Genomic DNA, 18,700 nt, shown 5'->3' with positions numbered 1-18,700 from the left:
ATTGCCCGGTAACGCGACGCTTACCGGGCAATAAAATCAGAACCCCGCCGTCAAATCATCCACCGAACGCGGATCCGAGGCCCCAAACAGCGTGCCGTCCGGGCCGACCATAATGCTCTGGGTGCTGCCCATTGCCTCTTTCAGCGCCACCTTCTGTCCGCGCTGCTCCAGCAGCTTGATGGTATCCGGGCTAAAGCCCTTCTCAACACGCAGCTCATCCGGCAGCCACTGATGATGGAAACGTGGTGCGTTCGTCGCTTCGGCAACATTCATTCCAAAGTCGATGCTGTTCACCACCATCTGCAGCACCGTGGTGATAATACGGCTGCCGCCAGGGCTGCCTGTCACCAGCCAGGTTTTACCGTCTTTGACCACGATGGTGGGCGACATGGACGACAGCGGACGCTTCTTCGGCCCGACTGCATTCGCATCCCCACCCACCAGCCCGTAGACGTTCGGCACGCCCGGTTTGGCCGAGAAGTCATCCATCTCGTTATTGAGCAGAATCCCGCTATTGCCTGCCACGATGCCTGTACCAAAGGTGGTGTTGAGGGTATAGGTCACCGCCACCGCGTTACCGTCTTTATCCACCACCGAGAAGTGGGTGGTCTGGTTGCTCTCATACGGTGCCAGCTTGCCCGGGCGGATCTCGCTCGACGGTTTGGCCTTGTTGATATCAATCTCATCAGCAATCAATTTGGCATAGGCTTTATTGGTCAGCGCCTGCCACGGCACCTTCACGAAGTCCGGGTCGCCCAGGTATTCTGAACGGTCGGCGTAGGCGCGTTTTTCCGCCTCTGCCATCACCTGCATGGCATCCGCACTGCCGAAGCCGAACTTGTGCATATCGAAGTTTTCAAGAATGTTGAGGATCTGCACGATGTGAATGCCGCCGGAAGACGGAGGCGGCATCGAGAAAACGTCATAGCCGCGATAGCTTCCGTGAATCGGCTCACGCTCGACGGCCTTGTACTCCGCGAGATCCGCTTTGGTGATAAGCCCACCGTTCTTTTGCATCTCTTCGGCAATCTGGTCGGCAATCGCCCCTTTGTAGAACGCATCCGGGCCGTGCTCCGCAATCAGCTCCAGACTTTTCGCCAGGTTCTTCTGCACCAGCTTATCGCCCTTCTTCAGCGGTTCACCGTCTTTCCAGAAGATAGCCTTGCTGTTTTCGTGATTCGGAATCACTTCGCTGCCATAGGTTTTAAGATCGTCAGCCAGGGCGTCATTCACCACAAAACCTTCGCGGGCGAGCTTAATCGCAGGCTGTACCACGTTGTTGAGCGGCAGGGTGCCATATTTTTCCAGCGCCAGGGAGAAGCCTGCGACGGTGCCCGGCGTACCGGAGGCGAGATGCGAAGTCAGGGATTTTTTGCTGTCCGGGTTGCCTTGATCGTCAAGGAACATATCGCGGGAAGCCTGTCCGGGGGCCATCTCACGGAAGTCGATGGCGGTGGTTTTGCCGTCTTTGGTCCGCAGCATCATAAAGCCGCCGCCGCCCAGGTTCCCCGCCTGCGGATGCGTCACCGCCAGCGCATAGCCCACCGCGACTGCCGCATCCACCGCATTACCGCCCTGCCGGAGAATATCGACGCCCACTTTCGTTGCCAGCGCATCCACCGACGCCACCATACCCTGCGTTGCCCGCACGGGATGAAAAACATCTTCCTCCACGCCGTACGAGACTGGCGGAGCCGCTGGCGGGTTGGCCGCCACGCTAAATGTGCCGCCTGCCATCAGCGCGGCGATCGCTATCCAGCGCAAAAACGTTGGTTTCATCATTATTGTTCTCCAGGTGAAGAGGGCCATATTCCCCGCTTAAGCCTGGTTCACAACTCCTAAAAAATCATCGTCATGGTGAAATCAGGGTAAACTTAAGAGAAGCCTCAAAAGAAGGGAGATGACAATGAAACGCTTACTGATTCTTACGGCGCTGCTTCCGTTTGCCGCGCTCGCACAGCCACTCAATACGATGAACAACCCGAACCAGCAGGGCTACGTCATTCCAAGCCAGCAGCGTATGCAAACGGAAATGATGAGCCAGCAGCAACAGCAGAAAGGGATGCTAAACCAGCAGTTGAAAACGCAGACCCAGATGCAGCAGCAAAGCCTGCAAAACCAGATGAACACCAACACCCAGCGCATACAGCAGGGTCAGGTGCGTGAGCAGCCGCTGCCTAACCCAAACGGCGGGATGCTGGGCGGAATGACCTCGTCGGGCAGCGGACAGCAGCATATGCTGCCGTCTCAGTCACCGTCGAATGGCGGGATGCTTAATTCTTCGCAGAACTAAAGTTCGGGCCGATCACGTCAATCGCATCGGTACAGATACTGTCCACCCCCCAGCGCAGCAGCTCCGCCGCACGCTGGGGTTTGTTGACGGTATAGACCAGGATATGCAGCCCCGCCGCTTTCAACATTTTTACCCGTGCCTCATCCAGCAGCGCGTGGTTCAGGTGAATCGACACACACCCTAAACGGCTGGTCAGTTCACGCCAGTCATCACGCCACGTGTCGAGCAGCAGTCCGCGCGGCAACGCCGGAACGGACGCCTGCGCCGCCTCCAGGGCATCAATGTCAAACGACGACAGCAGGGGTGGCGTCATGCCCTCCCACAGCTCACGCGCGGCCAGCGCAATGACTTTACCTGTGAGCGGCCCGGTGCCGGTGGTTGGTTTGATTTCGATATTGGCCATCATGCCGTGCAGGCGACAGCGGTCGGCCACTTCCGCCAGCAGCGGCAGCGGCTCGCCTTTGAACTCGCTGCTGTACCAGCTTCCGGCGTCGACGTTCAGCAGATCGCGCCACGGCAGGTCTCCCGCCACGCCCCAGCCATTGCTGGTGCGTTCGAGGTTGTCATCATGCAGAAGGAAAATCTCGCCGTCTTTCGATAGCTTGGCGTCGAACTCGATCATCGTGTGACCGTAATGCGCGCCCATATCGATAGCCGCCAGCGTGTTTTCCGGCGCCAGTTTACCGCCGCCCCGGTGGGCGACGATGTGGGGATAAGGCCAGTTACTCATATACGTTGTCCTGTTTCACCGTCGAATACGTGCAGGTGATTTTCCGGCAGATGCAGCCACAGCGTGCTGCCTGCTTTAGGGCGCTCCTGATGGGCCAGACGCACCACCATTTTTTGTTCACCCCAACGTCCGTGCGCCAGGTTGTCAGCCCCCAGCATCTCCAGCGTGTCCATGACCAGCGGCACGCCGCCTTCCGCCTGTGAGGTTAACCCAATATGTTCCGGGCGGATACCGAGCGTCATCTTACGCCCGGCATAGCCACGATAGTACCCGTTTACGGGCAGCGCCATCCCACTTTCCAGCTCAAAGTGCGTACCGGCGCTGCTGATCCGCCCTTCCAGCAGGTTCATCGCCGGGCTGCCAATAAAGCTTGCCACAAAGCGGGAGGCCGGTTTCTCGTATACCTCCACCGGGGTGCCAATCTGCTCGGCGACGCCTTTGTTCATCACCATCACGCGCTGGGCGAGGGTCATCGCTTCCACCTGATCGTGCGTCACATACAGGGAGGTGGTTTTCAGACGACGGTGCAGCTGCTGCAGCTCAAGGCGCATCTGCACGCGCAGCTTGGCATCAAGGTTTGAGAGCGGCTCGTCGAACAGGAACACCGCGGGGTCACGCACAATGGCGCGCCCCATCGCCACGCGCTGGCGCTGTCCGCCGGACAGTTCACGCGGACGTCGCTTGAGCAGGCCATCCAGTTCCAGAATACGCGCCGCCTCTTTCACGCGCTCATCGATATGGCTTTTGCCCATCCCGCGGATTTTCAGCCCCCATGCCATGTTCTCTTCCACGCTCATGTGCGGGTAAAGGGCGTAGTTCTGAAACACCATCGCGATGCCCCGGTCCTTCGGCTCCATCTCGGTCACGCGCTGGCGATCGATCCAGATATCGCCGCTGGTCACACGTTCAAGCCCGGCAACCATGCGCAGCAGCGTTGATTTGCCGCAGCCTGACGGGCCAACCATCACGATAAATTCCCCGTCCGCCACGTCGAGCGTTAACGGCTGAATGACCTGGGTTTTGTTGTCCCAGCTTTTGGTCACTGCCTGTAATTTTAAACCTGCCATCTTATTTCTCACTGTCCACTAAACCACGCACGAACGCACGTTGCATGGCTAAAACGATAACGACCGGGGGGATAAGGGTGAGCAGCATCGCCGCCATCACCTGATTCCAGAGCGTGGTGCCTTCACCGGTGGCGATCATGCCTTTGATGCCCGCCACGGCGGTGCCAAGATTGACGTCCTGAATAATCAGCAGCGGCCATAGATACTGGTTCCAGCCGTAGATAAAGGTGATGACAAACAGCGCCGCAAGGTTGGTTTTCGACAGCGGCAGCACGATGTCACGGAAGAAGCGCATCGGCGAGGCTCCGTCAATACGCGCGGCCTCAATCAGCTCGTCCGGCAGGGTCATAAAGAACTGGCGGAACAGGAAGGTGGCGGTGGCCGAGGCCATCAGCGGCAGGGTTAAACCTGCGTAGCTGTCCAGCATCTTCAGGTTGGCAATCACTTCCACCGTCGGGAAGATACGCACTTCGACCGGCAGCATCAGGGTGATGAAGATCATCCAGAAGAACAGGTTACGCAGGGGAAAGCGGAACCAGACGATGGCGAAGGCCGAGAGCATCGACACCGTGATTTTGCCCACCGTAATACCGAACGCCATGATGAAGCTGTTCAGCATCATCAGCCAGAATGGTGCGCTGTTAGCGCCCACGCCCTGGGTCCAGATGGTTTTCATGTTTTCGAAAAGATGCCCGCCTGGGATCAGCGTCATCGGCGTATCAAACACCGCTTTGGTGTCCAGCGTGGCGGCAACGAAGGCCACATATAGCGGGAACAGAATGACGATGATGCCCAAAATCAGCATGGTGTGGCTGAACATCGTCAGCCCGCGACGGTTCTCGATCATTGGTAGCGCACCTTACTTTCGACATAACGGAACTGCACTACCGTGAGAAGGATGACGAGGAACATCAGCACGACCGACTGGGCGGCGGATGCCGAGAGATCCAGACCGGCAAAGCCTTCGCGATAGATCTTATAGATAAGCGTCGTCGTGGCCTGCACCGGGCCACCGGCCGTGGCGGCGTCGATCACCGGGAAGGTGTCGAAGAAGGCGTAAACCAGGTTGACCACCAGCAGGAAGAAACTCACCGGGGCAATCAGCGGCAGTGACAGCCTAAAGAAACGACGGACCGGCCCTGCACCATCAATCGCCGCGGCTTCAACCAGCGAGCGCGGAATAGACTGCAGCGCAGCAAAGAAGAACAGGAAGTTGTAGCTGATCTGTTTCCACACCGACGCGAAGACCACCAGGAACATCGCCTGACCGCTGTTCTGGGCGTGGTTCCAGTCGTAGCCGAACTCCGCCAGGAAATGGGTAATCAGCCCGCGCCCTGGGTTAAACAGGAAGATCCACAGCACGGCGGCGACGGCAGGCGCCACGGCGTAAGGTAGCAGCATCAGCGTCTGATACAGACGGCTGCCGCGCACCACGTAATCCACCAGCGCCGCGAAAAAGAGCGATGCGACAAGACCGCTGACAGTGACCAGCGCGCTGAACTTCATGGTCGTCCAGAAGGCGTCGAGGTAATAGCTGTCGTGGAACAGCGCGGTAAAGTTGTCCAGCCCGACAAACTGGCTGGAAAGCCCAAACGGATCGACGCTTTGTACCGAGTACCAGAGCGCCTCGCCCGCAGGCCAGATAAAGAAGATAACGGTGATGACCAGCTGCGGCGCGACCAGCAAATACGGCAGCCAGCGCGAACGGAACACCGGACGGGATGAGGACATAGTTTAGCTCAGCGTAGGTAGCCCTCACCCCAGCCCTTCCCACAGGGAGAGGGACAGGATGAGGGTAAAATGATTAAGACTTTGTTGATTGCTCAAAGCGGCGCAGCAGCTGATTACCGCGCTCTACCGCAGAATCCAGCGCCTGCTGTGGGGTTTTCTTCCCGGTCCACACGCTTTCCAGCTCTTCATCTACGATGGTACGGATCTGCGGCATATTCCCCAGACGCAGGCCTTTGGTGAACGGCAATGGCGGCTTGTTGAGCATCTGACGCGTCGCGATATCCGCGCCCGGGTTTTTGCTGTAGAAGCCCTGCTCGCGGGTCAGGTCATACGCGGCCGTGGTGATAGGCAGGTAGCCGGTTTTCTGATGCCATTCGGCGGCATTCTCTGGTTTCGCCAGGAAGTCGAGGAACTCAGCCACGCCCTTGTAGGTGCCCTTGTCTTTGCCCTGCATGACCCACAGGCTCGCCCCACCGATGATGGCGTTCTGCGGTGCGCCTTTCACGTCAGCATCGTAAGGCATCATGCCTACGCCGTAGTTGAATTTTGCGTAATGACGGATATCCGCCAGAGAGCCGGAAGAGGCGGTCGTAATCGCACAGTCACCGTTGTAGAACTTCTCGGTGGATTCGTCTTTACGCCCGAAGTAGCTGAAATCGCCCTTCTTGTTGAGATCGGCGAGCAGAGCGATGTGCTTCACCTGCTCTGGCTTGTTGAACTCCAGTACCGCGTCGGTGCCGTCGAAGCCGTTGTTTTTGGTGGCCACCGGCAGGCCGTGCCAGGCGCTGAAGTTTTCAATCTGGATCCAGCCCTGCCAGCCGCTGGCGTAGCCGCACTTCATCCCCGCCGCTTTCAGCTTAGCGGTGTACGCCGCCAGGTCCTGCCAGGTTTTTGGCGGTTGTTCCGGATCTAAACCGGCTTTCTTGAAGGCGTCTTTGTTGTAGTACAGCACCGGCGTGGAGCTGTTAAACGGCTGAGACAGCAGATGACCGGTTTTGGAATCGGTGTAGTAACCCGCCACGGTCGGCACGAACTGCGATTCGTCGAAGTTGATACCTGCGTCTTTAAACACTTCGTAGACCGGTTTAATGGCTTTAGAGGCCATCATGGTCGCAGTACCGACTTCGTAAACCTGAAGCAGCGCAGGTGCATTACCGGTACGGAAAGCGGCAATGCCCGCGCTCAGGCTCTGCTCGTAGTTACCTTTGTACACCGGCACAATTTTGTAATCCGGATGGGTGTCGTTGAAACGCTGCGCCAGGGAGTCAACTTCTTTACCCAACTCCCCTTCCATGGAATGCCAGAACGGAATGGTGGTGACAGCCATTGCGTTCGCCGCAAAAGTCAGCCCCATTGCCAGACCCAAAGCTGTGTGTCGTAACGATGTCATTGTCATCTCTCTTATTGTGCCGGATGCGCGATATCACGCGTTTTTATGCTCGCGAGGTAACATGACATGCTCGAATGACAGAAAAATAACTGTTTCTTTACAGTGAGATGACAACAAGACGTCAGGCGGATGATGGTTGTGTGAAGGCGGTTGGGGTAAGTTCGGTACGGTCTGGTGCCCTGCATGAAAAAAGGCAACTGACGTTGCCTTTTTGCTTTTGCTTTTATCTAGCCGCCGAGATAGGCGCTTCGCACCGCTTCGTTTGCCAGCAGCGCGTCGCCGGTATCGGAGAGCACCACGTGGCCGTTTTCCAGCACGTAGCCGCGGTCGGCGAGCTTCAGCGCCTGGTTGGCGTTCTGCTCGACGAGGAAGATGGTCATCCCCTCTTTACGCAGCTGTTCGATGGTGTCGAAGATCTGCTGAATGATGATCGGCGCAAGACCGAGCGACGGTTCATCCAGCAGCAGCAAACGCGGCTGGCTCATCAGCGCGCGGCCAATCGCCAGCATCTGCTGTTCACCACCGGACATCGTGCCGGCCCGCTGAATACGGCGCTCCCACAAACGCGGAAACAGCTCATAGACCCATTTGATGCGGGACTGGTACTGGTCGCGGTCAGCAAAGAAGCCGCCCATCGCAAGGTTCTCTTCCACCGTCATGCGTGAGAAGACGCGACGCCCTTCCGGGACAATCGCTACCGCTTCACGCATGATTCTGGCGGTTTGCCAGTCGGTAATATCTTTGCCATCAAAGACAATCCGCCCGCTGGTGGCGCGCGGGTCGCCGCACAGGGTGCCGAGCAGCGTGGTTTTACCCGCACCGTTCGCGCCAATCAGGGTGACGATTTCGCCCTGATTGATATGCAGGCTGACGTCGTGCAGCGCCTGTATCTTGCCGTAGTGAGCATTAACCTTGTCGAACGTTAACATCGCTTTTTCCATCTTATGCCTCACCCAGGTATGCACGGATCACGTCCGGGTTGTTGCGGATCTCTTCCGGCGTCCCGTTTGCCAGCGGCGTGCCCTGGTTCACCACGTAGATACGGTCAGAAATGCCCATCACCAGCTTCATATCATGCTCAATCAGCAGGATGGTGGTGTCGTGATGATCGCGCAGTTCGGCAATCAACTCGTCCAGCTCTTTGGTCTCTTTCGGGTTAAGCCCTGCCGCCGGTTCATCGAGCATCAGGATTTCTGGCTGCGTCACCATGCAGCGCACGATCTCCAGACGACGCTGGTCACCGTAGGCCAGGTTGCTGGCCTGACGGTTCGCATGCTGCAGCAGGCCGATACGGTCGAGCCAGGTGGCGGCGCGGTCGAGCGCTTCATCCTGAGCACGGCGGAAGGCCGGGGTTTTCAGCAGGCCAGAGAAAAGACCGGTTTTGAGCTGCAGGTGTTTCGCCACCAGCAGGTTCTCTATCACCGTCATCTCGCGGAACAGACGCACGTGCTGGAAGGTACGCACCACCCCCATGCGGGCAATCTGCTGGCCCGGAAGCCCTTCCAGATGCTGGTCGCGCAGCTTGATGGTGCCACCCGTCGGCTTGTAGAAACCGGTCAGGCAGTTAAAGACCGTGGTTTTCCCCGCGCCGTTAGGGCCAATCAGGGAGACAATCTCTTTCTTGTGCAGATCCAGATTCACGTTGTTGACGGCCAGCAGGCCGCCAAAACGCATCATCAGGCCGTTAACGGATAATAATGGCTGGCTCATGCCTGCTCTCCTTTCGCTTGCCCGTTTTTCAGCTTCAGCTGTGGACGGGTCATCGGCAGCAAGCCCTGCGGACGCCAGATCATCATCAGCACCATCAAACCACCCAGCATCAGCATGCTGTATTCGTTAAAGTCACGCATCAGCTCACGGGAGACCACCAGCAGAATGGCCGCCAGGATAACGGCAAACTGCGAGCCCATACCGCCGAGCACCACAATCGCCAGCACAAAGGCAGATTCGGCAAAGGTAAACGATTCGGGGCTGACAAAGCCCTGACGCGCGGCAAACAGCGTACCGGCAAAACCGGCAAACGCGGCGCTGATGGTAAACGCGGTCAGCTTGATGCGGGTCGGGTTGAGGCCCAGTGAACGGCAGGCGATTTCATCTTCACGCAGCGCTTCCCACGCACGGCCCAGCGGCATACGCAGCAGACGGTTAATCACGAACAGGGTAAGCACCACCAGCAGCAGCGCCACCAGGTAGAGCCAAATCACCCGGTCGGACGGATCGTACTTCACGCCGAAGAAGTTGCTGAAGGTATCCCCCCCCCCTTCGCGAGCCGTACGGCTGAATTCCAGACCAAAGAAGGTCGGTTTCGGGATCTGGCTGATCCCGTTCGGGCCGCCGGTCACTTCGGTGTTATTGAGCAGCAGGATACGCACGATTTCGCCGAAGCCTAAGGTCACAATCGCCAGATAGTCACCGCGCAGGCGTAAGACCGGGAAGCCCAGCAGGAAGCCCGCCGCGGCGGAGACCAGGCCCGCCAGCGGCAGACAGGTCCAGAAGCCGAGACCGTAATAGTGGTTCAGCAGCGCGAAGGTATAGGCCCCGATGGCGTAGAAACCACCGTAGCCCAGCACCAGCAGGCCAGACAGCCCCACCACCACGTTCAGGCCCAGACCGAGGATCACGTAGATCATGGTCAGGGTCGCGATATCGACCGTACCGCGAGAAACCACAAACGGCCACGCCACCGCAGCCACCAGCAGCGCCACGAAGAACAGCTTCTGCTTAACGGTTGAACCGTCGAGAGCCGGCAGAACGAATTTCGGACCGGAGACACTTTTCAGCGTCTTCTGGAACACAGGACGCAGCATCTGGAACAGAAACACGACCGCGGTGCCAATGAATATCCACTGCCAGCGAATGTCGGCGGCGGTATCCACCACCAGTTTTGTGCCGTCCAGCTCTAACTGGACGCCCATAAAGACGCCTGCCAGCACGAAGAACATGGCGGCAGAGAGGAGCGCCATTGCGAAATGCATCGGTTTCATACTTTCTCTACCTCCGGACGACCCAGAATACCGGTAGGCATTACCAGCAGAACCAGAATCAGCAGGGCAAACGACACCACATCTTTATATTCCGTACTCAGATACGCGGAGGAGAGCGCTTCGGCCACGCCCAGGATCAGGCCGCCAATCATCGCGCCAGGAATACTGCCGATACCGCCCAGGACCGCCGCGGTGAAAGCTTTCATCCCGGCCATAAAGCCGATGTACGGGTTGATGACGCCGTAGAACTGCCCCAGCAGGACACCCGCGACCGCCGCCATCGCTGCCCCAATCACAAAGGTCAGGGCGATAACGCGGTCGGTGTTGATGCCAAGCAGGCTCGCCATCTTCAGATCTTCTGCGCAGGCACGGCAGGCGCGTCCCATACGCGAGTAGCGGATAAAGACCGTCAGGGCGAGCATCGCAACGAAGGTCACCACCCAGATCACCAGCTGCATGGTGGTGATAGAGGCAGAGAAGTTCTCGCTGGCACCGACCACCCACTGACCGTTGAACAGGCTTGGCAGCGCCACGTCGCGCGAGCCTTCCGTCAGGCTGACGTAGTTTTGCAGGAAGATCGACATCCCGATGGCGGAGATCAGCGCAATCAGGCGTTTGGAGCTACGCACCGGCCGGTACGCCACGCGTTCAATGCTCCAGCCATAGGCGCTGGCAATCACAATCGCGCCGACAAACCCGGCGGCGACCAGCAGCCAGCTGCTGTCGATACCCATCATCATCAGGGCGGCGATAATCATAAAGGAGACATAGCTACCGATCATATAGACCTCGCCGTGGGCGAAGTTAATCATGCCGATAATGCCGTAAACCATCGTGTAGCCGATGGCGATCAGCGCGTAGGTGCTTCCCAGCGTGACGCCGTTAAACATCTGCTGCAGGAAATAGAGAAACTGCTCGGACATATGCAAACCTTTTTATACCCGCCCGGCGGTCCGGGCGGTGGGATAATTATTTGGCGACCGAGGACGAACCGTCGGCGTGCCACTTAAAGACACCAAACTCAAATCCCTTCAGATCGCCTTTCTCATCCCAGTTCAGCGGCCCAATCACGGTGTTCGCCCCGTGTGCTTTTAAATCTTTCACCAGAGCCAGCGGTTCTTTGCTGCCGGTGCGATCCAGCGCGGTTGCCAGAGACTGCACCGCCGCGTAGGTGATCCAGACATACGGACCACTTGGATCTTTCTTCTGCGCCTTGAGCGCGTCTACGATAGCCTTGTTCGCAGGATCCTGGTCATAGCGTTTTGGCATCGTCACCAGCATGCCTTCGCCTGCGTCCCCGGCGATGTTCGACAGGGAGGCGTTACCGACGCCTTCTGGCCCCATAAACTGGGTTTTCAGCCCGACCGAACGCGCCTGACGCAGCATCTGCCCCATTTCCGGGTAGTAGCCGCCGTAGTAAACAAAATCGATATTCTCTTTTTGCAGGCGGGCGATCAGCGCGGAGAAATCTTTCTCGCCAGCGGTGATGCCATCAAAGAAGACGATATTCGCGCCGCCTTTTTTCAGCCCGTCCTGAACGGAGCGCGCCAGGCCTTCGCCGTACTGCTGTTTGTCATGAATAATGGCGATGCGCGTCGGCTTGACGGTGTCGAGGATGTATCGGGCGGCGGTTGGTCCCTGAGACGAGTCCAGACCGGCAGTACGCATGATGTGCTGATAACCGCGCTGAGTCAGTTCAGGGTTGGTTGCGCCCGGGGTAATCATAAGAATGCCTTCGTCTTCGTAGATATCAGATGCAGGCTGGGTGGACGACGAGCACAGGTGGCCAATCACGTACTGGATGCCGTCATTCACGATTTTGTTAGCGACCGCGACGGCCTGTTTGGGATCGCAGGCGTCGTCATATTCCACGCCAACCAGCTTGTCGCCTTTGATGCCGCCTTTGGCGTTGATGTCTTTGATTGCCTGGCGAGCACCGTTGAACTCCATGTCCCCCCACTGGGCAACAGGACCGGACATCGCACCCACTACAGCAACCTTAATATCTTCCGCCATGGCTGCATGCGAAATCGCCAATGCAACCATCCCCGCGAGTAACGTCTTCGCGTTCCTTTTCATCTCTGAATCCCCATTCGTGATGTCGTGTATATATTTTGTTTTATTATGGTTAAAAAGCATTCTGTACTTTTAATGCACAACGCTATTTTTACCAGCGCCTTTAATGGTTTAGCGCAGTTTTTTCATAAAAACCAGACTAAAATCTCTATTTTTCAGGCGATTAAGCAAAGATAATATTCTGAAATAGGGCAGAGATAAACAAATAAAATTGCAGTTTGCAGCATAAAATAACGGCACAAAGCGCCGAATAATTCACTGCCATTCAGGTTAAAATTCTGCTTATTTTTCGATCCATGTGTTTTCAAACTGCCCTTTGCGCTGCCAAAAAACTAATCACCTGGTGAGCCGTAATAAAAAGAGGAAGCCGCTGAGGGAATAAATTGAGTACACTGCCTCTACTCAATTTGATTTGGACAAGCAGCTAATGAAACTGACTATCGTGCGTCTGGTGACCTTTAGCGACCAGGATCATATCGACCTGGGCAAGATCTGGCCGGAATATTCCCCTTCATCGCTCCGTGTCGATGAGACACACCGCATCTACGCCGCGCGCTTTAACGAGCGTCTGCTCGCCGCGGTTCGCGTGACCCTGAGCGGCACCGAAGGGGCGCTGGACTCACTGCGCGTACGTGACGTGACCCGTCGTCGCGGTGTGGGGCAGTATTTAATTGAAGAGATAATCCGTGAAAACCCGAACGTCACCTCCTGGTGGATGGCCGACGTGGGCGTGGAAGACCGCGGCGTGATGGCGGCGTTTATGCAGGCGTTAGGGTTTACGGCGCAGGAGAACGGGTGGGAGAAACGTCAGGTTTGCTGAATGCCGCCTGATGCCCTCACCCCGACCCTCTCCCACAGGAGAGGGTGCAAATACTAAAACGGCAACCGAAAGGTTGCCGTTTGCTTTTATTTGGCGTCGGTCGCCGTTCCGTTAGCATGCCAGTCAAACACGCCGAACTCGAAGCCTTTCAGATCGCCCTTCGCATCCCAGGAAAGCGGACCCATCACGGTATCGACAGAGTGGGCTTTCAGCCAGGTGGCAATCTCAGCCGGATCGGCTGACTGGTTCAGACCCGCCTGCAGAGACTGCAGCGCAGCGTAGGTGGTCCAGACGAACGCGCCGCTTGGATCCTGTTTCTTCGCCTTGATGGCATCTACGATCGGTTTGTTCGCAGGCACCTGGTCGTAGTTCTTCGGTTTGGTCACCAGCAGGCCTTCAGCAGACTCACCGGCGATGTTAGACAGGGAAACGTTCGCAACCCCTTCCGGGCCCATAAACTGGGTTTTCAGGCCGGCCGCACGTGCCTGACGCAGGATCTGGCCCATTTCAGGGTGATAGCCACCGTAGTAAACGAAATCAATATTCTCTTTCTTCAGACGTGCCACCAGAGTGGAGAAGTCTTTCTCACCGGCGGTGATACCGTCGAAGAAGACCACATTGGCATTGCCTTTCTTCAGACCATCCTGCACGGCACGCGCCAGACCTTCACCATACTGCTGTTTGTCGTGAACAATCGCGATACGCTTCGGCTTCACGTTGTCCAGAATGTATTTTGCCGCGGTTGGACCCTGGTCTGAATCCAGACCGGTGGTACGCAGGGTCAGCTTATAGCCACGTGCGGTCAGCTCCGGCGCCGTTGCAGCCGGGGTGATCATCAGAATGCCTTCGTCTTCGTAGATATCAGACGCGGGCTGCGTGGAAGAGGAGCACAGGTGGCCGATAACGTATTTGATCCCGTCGTTCACCACTTTGTTCGCCACGGCAACCGCTTGTTTCGGGTCACAGGCATCATCATATTTTACGATCTGCAGTTTTTCGCCCTTGATGCCGCCCTTAGCATTAATGTCTGCAACCGCCTGTTCTGCGCCGGTAAATTCCTGGTCGCCGTACTGTGCTACCGGACCGGACATCGCGCCCACGACAGCCACTTTAATATCGGCCTGTGCCATCGTGCTGAATGCCAACGCAATACATCCTGCCAGTAACGCTTTACCCTTCATATTCATCCTGAGATTCCCCATTATTATGGTTATTACGATTGTCGTGATGTTGTTGTGTAGCGTTTTATTTCAGTTATAGGTATGACAGTCGCGCTTTTTCAGCATACTCTGCTAAAACATACCCCATTTTTATGATTTTGGAATAGCTAATTTGAAATGAATATATGATAAGCCCGGCAGGGATCACCGCCGGGCCAGGGCTTTAACGTGTCAGCGACGCGGAGATAATATCCAGCGCTTTACGGAACTGAACTTCGGGGATGGTAAGCGGATAGAGGAAACGGATAACGTTGCCGTACACGCCGCAGCTCAGCAGCAATAGACCTTCCTGTAACGCACGCTCCTGGACCTGACGCGTGAATTCCGGCGACGGCAGCCCGGTTTGCGGGTCATTAAACTCCACCGCCACCATTGAGCCCTGGGCACGGATATCGGCAATAAACGGACAGTCGCCCTTCGCTTTGTTCAGCACTTCCACCAGATGATGGCCAAGATGCGCCGCGCGCGTGCAGAGATCCTCTTCATCAATCACATCCAGCACGGCATGGGCTGCGGCAATCGCCAGCGGGTTGCCGGCGTAAGTCCCACCCAGCCCGCCAGGTGCGGGGGCATCCATCACCTCCGCCCGGCCAGAGACCGCCGAGAGCGGCATCCCGCCGGCCAGGCTTTTCGCCATGGTGATCAGATCCGGCTTCACGCAATGGTGTTCCATCGAGAACAGCTTGCCGGTTCGCGCAAAGCCACTTTGCACTTCGTCGGCAATCAGCAAAATTCCGTGCGTATCGCACAGTTCGCGCAGGGCCTGCATAAAATCGGCGGGGGCAATGTTGAATCCCCCCTCCCCCTGAACCGGTTCCAGGATAAGGGCCGCCACCTGGTCCGGCGCAATGTCGGCTTTGAAGATGCGTTCGAGGCTTTTTAACGCTTCTGCCGTGCTGACGCCGTACAGATCATTTGGATAGTGTGCGTGATAAACCGATCCGGGAAACGGACCGAAACCGAGTTTGTACGGCGCCACTTTCCCCGTCAACGCCATCGTCATAAAGGTACGGCCGTGGAAGGCACCGCCAAAGGCGATCAGGCCAGGACGACGGGTATACGCGCGGGCAATTTTTACCGCGTTTTCGACCGCCTCTGCTCCCGTAGAGAAGAAAGCCGTTTTGGCAGGCCCATCAACAGGTACACGTTGGTTGATGCGCTCGGCAAGCGCCACATAGCCTTCGTACGGGACAATCTGATATGCCGTATGGGTAAATGCGTGGAGTTGTTTTTCGATGGCGGCAATAACTTTTGGATGCCGATGGCCGGTATTCAGCACCGCAATCCCGGCGGCGAAGTCGATATACTCGTTACCCTCGACGTCCCACACCGTGGCATTTTCGGCTTTATCGGCGTAGAAGTTACACATCACGCCGATACCGCGCGGCGTCGCCTGCAAACGCCGGTCATTCAGTTCACTGTTTTTCACCCTGTCCCCCTGAGAAAGTCACCTGCTTAGCGCATCTGTAAGTGTTTGCCAGGGGGAGGGAATTCGCCAGAGCGGGAGATAAAAAAACAAAACCCCCGAATTTGCATTCGAGGGTTATCGGGAACATCGCGGAAATTACGCTTCGATAGCGGCGCGAAGTTTTTTCATGGCGTTCTTTTCAAGCTGACGCACACGTTCAGCGGAGACGCCGTAGCGATCGGCCAGCTCCTGCAGCGTGGACTTGTTGTCTTCGTCCAGCCAGCGGGCGCGGATAATATCCTGGCTACGTTCGTCGAGGCCTTCCATTGCTGAAGTCAGCTTGTTCGCGGCCTGATCTTCCCAGTTATCCTCTTCAATGCCGTCAGCAAAGTTAGAGGTTTTATCCTGCAGATACAGAACCGGTGCCATTGGCTGGCTGTCAGAGCCGTCGTCGTCGGAGGACATATCGAAGGTCATGTCCTGCGCGGCCATACGGGATTCCATCTCACGCACGTCTTTGCTGGATACGCCCAGCTCGCGCGCCACCATTTCAACTTCATCCTGATTGAACCAGCCCAGACGCTGCTTGGTTTTACGCAGGTTGAAGAACAGTTTACGTTGCGCTTTTGTCGTGGCGACTTTCACGATACGCCAGTTGCGCAGCACGTATTCATGAATTTCTGCTTTGATCCAGTGCACGGCGAAGGAGACCAGTCGCACACCCACTTCCGGGTTGAAGCGACGTACAGCCTTCATCAGACCGATGTTACCTTCCTGAATCAAGTCCGCCTGCGGCAGGCCATAGCCCGCATAATTACGAGCAATGTGAACAACAAAGCGCAGGTGAGACAGGATCAGCTTTTTCGCTGCTTCCAGATCGCCCTGGTAATGCAGCTTTTCAGCAAGCTCCTTTTCTTCCTCGGCCGTTAACATCGGCCAGGTGTTCGCAGCCCGGATATAAGATTCCAGGTTACCAACAGGGGCTAAAGCTAAAGTTTGCATTTCTTTGGTCATTCATTCCTCTCAATGTTTCTTCTGGTCCAGGCTGTCCCCATCAGGCAACAACCATGCCAAAGCGTTTGAGCCACGAGATTAGCATTCACTCTTTTATCAGACAGTGATTTTATCCACAAGTTCCAGGTGCAACGGTGAATAAATTACGCACAAATTGTGACATGGAGATGATAACAGGGGAAGAGACAACAGGGACGCTTTCCCTGCAGAGCGAACATCTCGGTGCAGGGAAAGATTATATCACGCTTTTATTAGTCGGGAGTAAAGTGACGTAAATGTTGCACGGTTGCCAGCCATGCTGCCACCCAGCCGATCATCGAGCACACCAGCAGCAGTAACAGGCACTCATCGAACCCTAAGCCGCTGATATCAAACTTCGTTCCGAAAACCTGCGCCACTTCGGTTACGGCAGAGGACAGCCGCATCACCAAAATTTCTGACAATATCAGTGAAAGAAATGCGCCGGAAAAACCGAGCAATGCGCCGCCGTACAGGAACGGACGCAGGATGAAGCCATCCGTCGCACCAATCAGTTTCTGCACGTTGATGGTGTCGCGACGCGCGAAAATGCTCAGGCGTACGCTGTTACCGATGACGAGGAAGACCGCCGCCACCATCAGCACACCAATCATCGCCGCCACGCGCCCTACCAGCCCGGTCAGCGCAGCAAGACGCGCAAACCAGCTGTCATCCATGCGCACTTCATCAATCCCGTTGATACGGGTGATGCGGTCACGCAGGGTGTTGAGCGAATCGGTCCCCTGGAAATCGAGTTTCGGGATCACCACCGCCACGGCCGGGAGGGGGTTCTCTTCAAGCATGTCCAGCGCACCGCCAAAGCCTGACCAGTTACGGAACTCACCCAGGGCTTCTTCACGAGAGAGATAATTCACTTTCTCTACGCCCTGTTCGGCCTGGATTTGCCCCACAACCTGCGCCGCTGCGTTATCGTCGAGCGCCTTATCCAGATAGACCGTGATCTGCGGAGAAGGATAGTACTGCGACGCCGCCTGGTTAACGTTTTTATAGACCATGTAGCAGACGCTTGGCAGCGTCAGGGAGATGGCAATCACCATCACCGTCAGGAACGTCGCCAGCGGTTTGCTTTTCAGGTCCTGCAACGCACCGTGGAACGCATAACGCACCTGCTCGTTGAACACGTTGGTTTTGCGGGAGTTCGGCTTAGGCGCCGCTTTCGCACGCTTTGGCGCATTACGATTGCCGTCACCGCCGCCCTGCGGCTTACGGAAGCGGTCAAACCGGTTTCCGAACTGCCGAATCTGGTTTATTGCATCACGCTTATTCACCGAGGCCTCCGTGCAAATGACCGTCGCTCAGGGTCAGCATGCGGTACGAACGACGGGAAATCAGCCCGATGTCGTGCGTTGCCATCAATACCGTCACCCCAACGCGGTTAAATTCCTCAAACAGACGCAAAATCCCTTCTGACAGGGCGTCGTCCAGGTTACCGGTCGGTTCATCCGCCAGCAGTACCGCAGGTTTGTTCACCACCGCACGGGCAATCCCCACACGCTGCTGTTCACCGCCAGACAGCTGGATCGGGAAGTTCTTCGCTTTGTCCAGCAGCCCGACTTTATCCAGCGCCGCAGAGACGCGACGACGGATATCATCATAGCTGGCACCGGCAATAATCAGCGGAATGGCCACGTTATCGAAAACGGTGCGATCCATCAGCAGGTGGTGGTCCTGGAAAATCATGCCAATCTGACGACGCAGGAACGGCACCTCACGGTTTTTCAGACGGCTAATATCATGGCCGCTGAACCAGATTTTCCCGGCGCTCGGCCGCTCGATCCCACAGATAAGCTTGAGCAGGGTACTTTTCCCCGCGCCGGAATGGCCGGTCAGGAATGCCATCTCGCCTGGCTGCAGGTGGAATGTCACCCCCTGCAGCGCTTGTCTCCCACCGAGATAGGCCTTGCTGACGTGTTCAAAGCGAATCATTG

18 protein-coding genes are annotated in these 18,700 nt (G+C 56.8%); 2 read left to right on the top strand and 16 right to left on the bottom strand.

All coding sequences use genetic code 11. The features are described 5' to 3' along the window. Positions 1-36 precede the first annotated feature (36 nt). Positions 37-1,779 (bottom strand): gamma-glutamyltransferase, encoded by a 1,743-nt coding sequence (ggt, locus tag F8561_RS17790; protein WP_151887756.1) that lies wholly within the window; start codon positions 1,777-1,779, stop codon positions 37-39. Positions 1,780-1,906: 127 nt separating this feature from the next. On the opposite strand from ggt, the gene F8561_RS17785 reads away from it, so the two are divergent. Then, positions 1,907-2,293, top strand: a complete 387-nt coding sequence (locus F8561_RS17785; RefSeq protein WP_020884553.1) for a DUF2756 family protein — start codon at positions 1,907-1,909, stop codon at positions 2,291-2,293. Here the strand turns inward: F8561_RS17785 and ugpQ are convergent. The 10 genes from ugpQ to livK all read right to left on the bottom strand — a co-directional run bounded on the left by ugpQ (position 2,274) and on the right by livK (position 12,274). Then, the gene (ugpQ, locus tag F8561_RS17780; protein ID WP_068795408.1) at positions 2,274-3,023 is read right to left on the bottom strand and encodes a glycerophosphodiester phosphodiesterase; all 750 of its coding nucleotides are present in this window, start codon (positions 3,021-3,023) and stop codon (positions 2,274-2,276) included. The genes F8561_RS17785 and ugpQ overlap by 20 nt on opposite strands. Further along, positions 3,020-4,090 carry a sn-glycerol-3-phosphate import ATP-binding protein UgpC gene (locus F8561_RS17775; protein WP_020884551.1) on the bottom strand — a complete coding sequence of 357 codons (1,071 nt, stop codon included), beginning with the start codon at positions 4,088-4,090 and terminating at the stop codon, positions 3,020-3,022. The genes ugpQ and F8561_RS17775 overlap by 4 nt, the downstream gene beginning before the upstream one ends. Before the next feature lies 1 nt (position 4,091). Next, positions 4,092-4,937: a sn-glycerol-3-phosphate ABC transporter permease UgpE gene (ugpE, locus tag F8561_RS17770; RefSeq protein ID WP_014171997.1), complete on the bottom strand. Its 846-nt coding sequence runs from the start codon at positions 4,935-4,937 to the stop codon at positions 4,092-4,094. After that, positions 4,934-5,821 (bottom strand): sn-glycerol-3-phosphate ABC transporter permease UgpA, encoded by an 888-nt coding sequence (gene ugpA, locus F8561_RS17765; protein WP_014171998.1) that lies wholly within the window; start codon positions 5,819-5,821, stop codon positions 4,934-4,936. The genes ugpE and ugpA overlap by 4 nt, the downstream gene beginning before the upstream one ends. A gap of 73 nt (positions 5,822-5,894) precedes the next feature. Further along, complete coding sequence (gene ugpB / locus F8561_RS17760) at positions 5,895-7,211, bottom strand: sn-glycerol-3-phosphate ABC transporter substrate-binding protein UgpB (protein ID WP_032679132.1); 1,317 nt, start codon at positions 7,209-7,211, stop codon at positions 5,895-5,897. 227 nt (positions 7,212-7,438) lie between these two features. After that, a complete protein-coding gene (gene livF / locus F8561_RS17755; RefSeq protein ID WP_020884549.1) occupies positions 7,439-8,152 on the bottom strand; it encodes a high-affinity branched-chain amino acid ABC transporter ATP-binding protein LivF in 714 nt (237 codons plus the stop codon). A 1-nt stretch (position 8,153) separates the two neighbouring features. Then, positions 8,154-8,921, bottom strand: a complete 768-nt coding sequence (gene livG / locus F8561_RS17750) for a high-affinity branched-chain amino acid ABC transporter ATP-binding protein LivG (protein WP_151887737.1) — start codon at positions 8,919-8,921, stop codon at positions 8,154-8,156. Beyond that, positions 8,918-10,195 (bottom strand): high-affinity branched-chain amino acid ABC transporter permease LivM, encoded by a 1,278-nt coding sequence (locus F8561_RS17745; RefSeq protein WP_151887736.1) that lies wholly within the window; start codon positions 10,193-10,195, stop codon positions 8,918-8,920. Before F8561_RS17745 ends, livG begins: the two co-directional genes overlap by 4 nt. Then, positions 10,192-11,118 carry a high-affinity branched-chain amino acid ABC transporter permease LivH gene (gene livH, locus F8561_RS17740; RefSeq protein WP_020884547.1) on the bottom strand — a complete coding sequence of 309 codons (927 nt, stop codon included), beginning with the start codon at positions 11,116-11,118 and terminating at the stop codon, positions 10,192-10,194. Before livH ends, F8561_RS17745 begins: the two co-directional genes overlap by 4 nt. 46 nt (positions 11,119-11,164) lie before the next feature. Continuing rightward, entirely contained in the window at positions 11,165-12,274 is a 1,110-nt protein-coding gene (livK, locus tag F8561_RS17735; RefSeq protein WP_151887735.1) for a high-affinity branched-chain amino acid ABC transporter substrate-binding protein LivK, read from the bottom strand. A gap of 424 nt (positions 12,275-12,698) precedes the next feature. Between livK and panM the strand changes: the two genes are divergently transcribed. Beyond that, positions 12,699-13,091, top strand: a complete 393-nt coding sequence (gene panM, locus F8561_RS17725; protein ID WP_020884545.1) for an aspartate 1-decarboxylase autocleavage activator PanM — start codon at positions 12,699-12,701, stop codon at positions 13,089-13,091. An 86-nt stretch (positions 13,092-13,177) separates the two neighbouring features. Here panM and livJ read toward each other — a convergent pair whose 3' ends face one another. The 5 genes from livJ to ftsE form a co-directional block, all read right to left on the bottom strand. Beyond that, entirely contained in the window at positions 13,178-14,278 is a 1,101-nt protein-coding gene (livJ, locus tag F8561_RS17720; RefSeq protein ID WP_074148115.1) for a branched chain amino acid ABC transporter substrate-binding protein LivJ, read from the bottom strand. Between the two features lie 196 nt (positions 14,279-14,474). Next, positions 14,475-15,740, bottom strand: a complete 1,266-nt coding sequence (locus F8561_RS17715) for a 4-aminobutyrate--2-oxoglutarate transaminase (RefSeq protein WP_151887734.1) — start codon at positions 15,738-15,740, stop codon at positions 14,475-14,477. A 135-nt stretch (positions 15,741-15,875) separates the two neighbouring features. Beyond that, a complete protein-coding gene (gene rpoH / locus F8561_RS17710; RefSeq protein ID WP_014172011.1) occupies positions 15,876-16,733 on the bottom strand; it encodes an RNA polymerase sigma factor RpoH in 858 nt (285 codons plus the stop codon). 251 nt (positions 16,734-16,984) lie between these two features. After that, positions 16,985-18,040, bottom strand: a complete 1,056-nt coding sequence (ftsX, locus tag F8561_RS17705; RefSeq protein ID WP_014172012.1) for a permease-like cell division protein FtsX — start codon at positions 18,038-18,040, stop codon at positions 16,985-16,987. After that, entirely contained in the window at positions 18,033-18,698 is a 666-nt protein-coding gene (gene ftsE / locus F8561_RS17700; protein WP_014172013.1) for a cell division ATP-binding protein FtsE, read from the bottom strand. The genes ftsX and ftsE overlap by 8 nt, the downstream gene beginning before the upstream one ends. Between the last annotated feature and the right edge of the window lie 2 nt (positions 18,699-18,700).

It is taken from the genome of Enterobacter sp. 198, assembly GCF_009025585.1.
Lineage (GTDB): Bacteria > Pseudomonadota > Gammaproteobacteria > Enterobacterales > Enterobacteriaceae > Enterobacter > Enterobacter ludwigii.
This window is presented reverse-complemented; position numbering and strand designations above follow the sequence as displayed.

Bases quoted from the DNA above. Each gene is read 5' to 3' on its own strand.
- ggt (WP_151887756.1), bottom strand. From the start codon at position 1,779: ATGAAACCAACGTTTTTGCGCTGGATAGCGATCGCCGCGCTGATGGCA.
- F8561_RS17785 (WP_020884553.1), top strand. From the start codon at position 1,907: ATGAAACGCTTACTGATTCTTACGGCGCTGCTTCCGTTTGCCGCGCTC.
- ugpQ (WP_068795408.1), bottom strand. From the start codon at position 3,023: ATGAGTAACTGGCCTTATCCCCACATCGTCGCCCACCGGGGCGGCGGT.
- F8561_RS17775 (WP_020884551.1), bottom strand. From the start codon at position 4,090: ATGGCAGGTTTAAAATTACAGGCAGTGACCAAAAGCTGGGACAACAAA.
- ugpE (WP_014171997.1), bottom strand. From the start codon at position 4,937: ATGATCGAGAACCGTCGCGGGCTGACGATGTTCAGCCACACCATGCTG.
- ugpA (WP_014171998.1), bottom strand. From the start codon at position 5,821: ATGTCCTCATCCCGTCCGGTGTTCCGTTCGCGCTGGCTGCCGTATTTG.
- ugpB (WP_032679132.1), bottom strand. From the start codon at position 7,211: ATGACATCGTTACGACACACAGCTTTGGGTCTGGCAATGGGGCTGACT.
- livF (WP_020884549.1), bottom strand. From the start codon at position 8,152: ATGGAAAAAGCGATGTTAACGTTCGACAAGGTTAATGCTCACTACGGC.
- livG (WP_151887737.1), bottom strand. From the start codon at position 8,921: ATGAGCCAGCCATTATTATCCGTTAACGGCCTGATGATGCGTTTTGGC.
- F8561_RS17745 (WP_151887736.1), bottom strand. From the start codon at position 10,195: ATGAAACCGATGCATTTCGCAATGGCGCTCCTCTCTGCCGCCATGTTC.
- livH (WP_020884547.1), bottom strand. From the start codon at position 11,118: ATGTCCGAGCAGTTTCTCTATTTCCTGCAGCAGATGTTTAACGGCGTC.
- livK (WP_151887735.1), bottom strand. From the start codon at position 12,274: ATGAAAAGGAACGCGAAGACGTTACTCGCGGGGATGGTTGCATTGGCG.
- panM (WP_020884545.1), top strand. From the start codon at position 12,699: ATGAAACTGACTATCGTGCGTCTGGTGACCTTTAGCGACCAGGATCAT.
- livJ (WP_074148115.1), bottom strand. From the start codon at position 14,278: ATGAATATGAAGGGTAAAGCGTTACTGGCAGGATGTATTGCGTTGGCA.
- rpoH (WP_014172011.1), bottom strand. From the start codon at position 16,733: ATGACCAAAGAAATGCAAACTTTAGCTTTAGCCCCTGTTGGTAACCTG.
- ftsE (WP_014172013.1), bottom strand. From the start codon at position 18,698: ATGATTCGCTTTGAACACGTCAGCAAGGCCTATCTCGGTGGGAGACAA.